Consider the following 3,809-nt stretch of genomic DNA (forward strand, 5'->3'; position numbering starts at 1 on the left):
ATGATCAGTTGCTCTTGCAAATAAATTAACACCATTGACATTTAATTTATTCATGTCCTCAATATATCTTTTTTCGAATTTGCGAGCTAACTCCTGTGCAGGAATTCCGCTTTCTTTTGATCTGTTGATAATCTTATCATCAATATCGGTAATATTCTGGATATAAAATACCGCATATCCTTTGAACTCCAGATATCTTTTTATTGTATCAAAAGAAATATAGGTTCTTCCGTGTCCAATGTGAGCATCATCATAAACAGTCGGACCGCAAACAAATAAGTTAACTCTGTTTTTATTAATAGTTACAAAATCCTCTTTACTGCGAGTTAAAGTTGAATAGACGTCCATAAAAAATAACCTCAAAAAATAGTAATTATAAAAGGCAAGTGAGGGACTTGAACCCCCGTATTATGGTCTGCAGCCACACACCTAAGCCACTCGGTAAACTTGCCACTTAATATTAAAGTATAATAAAATATTGGTTATTGATAGTTTAAATAGTTTACTATTTTTTCCAATATTTTACCAAATTTACTCTGATTCAGACCCAATACAGGTTTGACAATCATCACCAAGTTCAGATTTATCAATACCCAACTGCACTAAAACATCAGCTGTTTTTACATTTTTACAAATTTTACAAGTTCTTGGAATTAAATCTGCTTTTGTAGCCTCTCCTTCGGATAACTCGCGTGCAAATTCTTGAACCATACCCTTAACTTGGTCATCCAATTTTATTCCACTACCTCTTTTATCAGTAATGTACTGAGATACAGCAGGTTGAGTTATATCCATAAGTTCTGAAACATCTTTTTGCTTCATACCTAAATTTAAAAGTTCTTTAGCTAGTTCAGATCTAATTGCAGGAATTACATACCATACTACAATTTCACAAGGCGGCTTCATAATTAATCACCATCTTCATTAAATAAATCACCAAATTTAACCTTATCATCGATTTTTTCTTCAGTCAAACATATTCCATTTTTATCAAGCAAAATCTGAATAAGTTTCTCATTTTCCTCTATTTGTTTTTCTAAAGATCTTATTGCTGCTGCAACTGGGTCAGGAAGTTTATTGTGTTCCAAATCAACAACATGACTTTGATTTTTACATTTGACAATTCTACCTGGAACGCCAACACAGGTTGATTCCGGCGGAACATCTTTCAATACAACTGCACCGGTACCTATTTTGGCATATTCTCCAATGGTAATGTTACCCATTACTTTAGCGCCAGCACCAATAATTACTCCTTTTTCAATGGTTGGGTGTCTTTTGCCCTTACTAGTTGTAGTTCCTCCAAGCACAACCCCTTGATATATCAATACATCATCGCCGACGATAGTTGTTTCACCAACAACAATGCCCATGCCATGATCTATAAAAACTCTTTTACCAAATTGTGCGCCCGGATGTATTTCAATTCCTGTGAGAAAACGAGAGATGGTTGATAGTATACGAGCTAACAATTTTAAAGAGTGATTCCAGAACCAATGACTGATTCTATGAAATACCAATGCATAAAACCCAGGATAGCATAGAAATATTTCTATTGATGATCTCATCGCAGGGTCTTTTTCTTTAAAAGTGTTAATCTCGCTTTTCAAACCATCAAACATTTAAAATCTCCAAAGTTACTATATTGTAATATAATATAACATATAGTATAAATAGTTATTCTTATTCAAATAACCAGTCTACGGAGAGATATCTTTCACCATTGTCGGGTAAGATTGCTATTATTCTTTTACCTTTATTTTCTTCTCTTTTAGCCAATTCCAATGCAGCAAAAGTTGCAGCTCCAGAAGATATTCCTGTAAATATACCTTCTTTTTTAGCAAGGGCCAATAAGGTTTTTCCTGCATCTTCACTTGCAACCGGAATTATCTCATCAATAACATCTGCTTCATAAATTGACGGAACAAATCCTGCGCCGATACCTTGGATTTTATGAGGTCCCTTTTCCCCTTTTCCAAGTGTTTGTGATTCTTCAGGCTCGACAACAACTACTTTAACATCTGGAAGTACCTCTTTAAGACCTTTAGCAATTCCAGTAGCGGTTCCTCCGGTTCCTGCTGCTGATACGACAAAATCAACATTGCCTTCAGTGTCCCTTAATATTTCCTGAGCTGTAGTTTCATAGTGAATTTTTACATTGGCAGGGTTGTCAAACTGGCCTAAAATAATGGAACCTTCAGTTTCTTCATTAAGTTCTTTTGCTTTTGCAATTGCTCCACCCATTCCATCAGCACCCGGTGTTAAAACAAGTTCTGCACCTAAAACGCTTAAGAATTTTCTTCTTTCAACAGACATTGTTTCAGGCATGGTTAAAATTAATTTGTAACCTTTGGCAGCTGCTGCAAATGCAAGACCGATACCTGTGTTACCACTGGTCGGCTCAATGATTGTTGCACCCGGCTTGAGCAAACCTTTTTCTTCTGCATCTTCAATCATTGCAACTGCAACACGGTCTTTTACACTGCCTGTTGGATTGAATGATTCCATTTTCACATCTATTTCAGCTTCTAAATCTTCAGTTAAATTGTTTAATCTTACAATCGGAGTGTTTCCAATAGCATCGGTAATGCTATCAAGTACTCCTCTTTTTACTTCTGGTATATTTGCCATATTTTTTTCTCCTACAATAATTAATTTGTTTTTAATGGTATATTAAAAGGGTTATTCTGAATAGTTATAAGAAAATTATAACTATTGTTATATAACACTGTTTTACTTTATAAATGTTTTGGTATGACTAAAAAATAATAAAAAAATAAGGAGAATATTAGATATTTTCTTCAAAATAATCGCAAATTTCCGTGCAAGGGCAAATCTCACACTGAGGAGACATTGGCTTGCAGATATTCTGACCGAATTGAACCATCAAATCATTTAATTTAATCCACAAGTCCTTAGGAGCAATTTTGCACAGTTCAACTTCAGTTTCTTCAGGGTCTTTTGTATCCACCAAACCCATACGATTTGAAATTCTGTGAACATGAGTGTCAACAGGAATTGCAGGAAGCTCAAAAGCAAATACCATTACACAATTTGCGGTTTTGCGGCCAACACCTGGTAGCTTGACAAGCTCCTCAACAGTATCCGGAACCTCACCACCGTATTGGTCTATTAAAATCTGTGAAACTTCAACAATTCTCCCTGCTTTGACATTATAAAAACCAGCGGGCCTAATCAATTCTTTAATATCATCGATTGGCGCTTCAACAATCTCATACATGTCTTTATATTTATTGAATAAGTTTTCAGTAGCCTGATCTGTATTTTCATCACGGGTTCTTTGGGACAGTATTGTTCTAACCAATACCTTGTAAGGATCATGGTCTAAAAATGTCCGTATCTCAAAAGTACTCTCCAAATCTTCAATTAATTGAATAACGCGCTCCTCTTTATTCACTCTACCAACTCCAGTTCAAATCCAAGTTCTGCCATTGATTCAATGAAATTCGGGAATGATACATCAAACACTTCCCCATTTGTAATTTCAATATCATGTCTTAATCCTATTAAAGAAAATGCCATTGCCAGTCTGTGGTCTCCATGAGAATCTACAACACCTGAGGATACACCGCCGGTTATGCTCATTCCGTCTTCTCTTTCCACTAATTCACAGCCTAACTTTTCAAGCTCACGGCAAGTTGTATCAATCCTATCAGTCTCTTTTACTCTTGCATGAGCGACTCCTGTAATATTGGTTGTGCCTTCAGCCATTGCTGCCAAAACAGCAACAGTTATTAATAAATCCGGAGCATTTGACAAATCAACATCAATAGCTTTCAGATTGCCTG

5 protein-coding genes, 1 tRNA gene and 1 pseudogene are annotated in these 3,809 nt (G+C 35.7%); all 7 read right to left on the reverse strand.

Features of this window, described 5'->3' with window-relative positions; all coding sequences use genetic code 11:
• Positions 1-348: class I tRNA ligase family protein (locus tag ACJMLH_RS09180; protein WP_405276945.1), on the reverse strand; the 348-nt coding region annotated here is incomplete at its 3' end.
• Positions 349-380: 32 nt separating this feature from the next.
• Positions 381-452, reverse strand: a tRNA-Cys gene (locus ACJMLH_RS09185).
• 79 nt (positions 453-531) lie between these two features.
• Positions 532-906, reverse strand: coding sequence for a transcriptional regulator (locus tag ACJMLH_RS09190; protein ID WP_405276947.1), 375 nt, complete (start codon positions 904-906; stop codon positions 532-534).
• A 2-nt stretch (positions 907-908) separates the two neighbouring features.
• Positions 909-1,622, reverse strand: coding sequence for a serine O-acetyltransferase (cysE, locus tag ACJMLH_RS09195; protein WP_405276949.1), 714 nt, complete (start codon positions 1,620-1,622; stop codon positions 909-911).
• Between the two features lie 61 nt (positions 1,623-1,683).
• On the reverse strand, positions 1,684-2,631 hold the full coding sequence (cysK, locus tag ACJMLH_RS09200; RefSeq protein WP_405276951.1) for a cysteine synthase A: 948 nt from the start codon (positions 2,629-2,631) through the stop codon (positions 1,684-1,686).
• 157 nt (positions 2,632-2,788) lie between these two features.
• Positions 2,789-3,418: an endonuclease III gene (nth, locus tag ACJMLH_RS09205; protein ID WP_405276953.1), complete on the reverse strand. Its 630-nt coding sequence runs from the start codon at positions 3,416-3,418 to the stop codon at positions 2,789-2,791.
• Positions 3,415-3,809, reverse strand: a pseudogene (locus ACJMLH_RS09210) (3-phosphoshikimate 1-carboxyvinyltransferase); the annotation flags it as partial. The gene nth and the pseudogene ACJMLH_RS09210, both read right to left, overlap by 4 nt.

It is taken from the genome of Methanobrevibacter sp., from assembly GCF_045116495.1.
GTDB lineage: Archaea > Methanobacteriota > Methanobacteria > Methanobacteriales > Methanobacteriaceae > Methanocatella.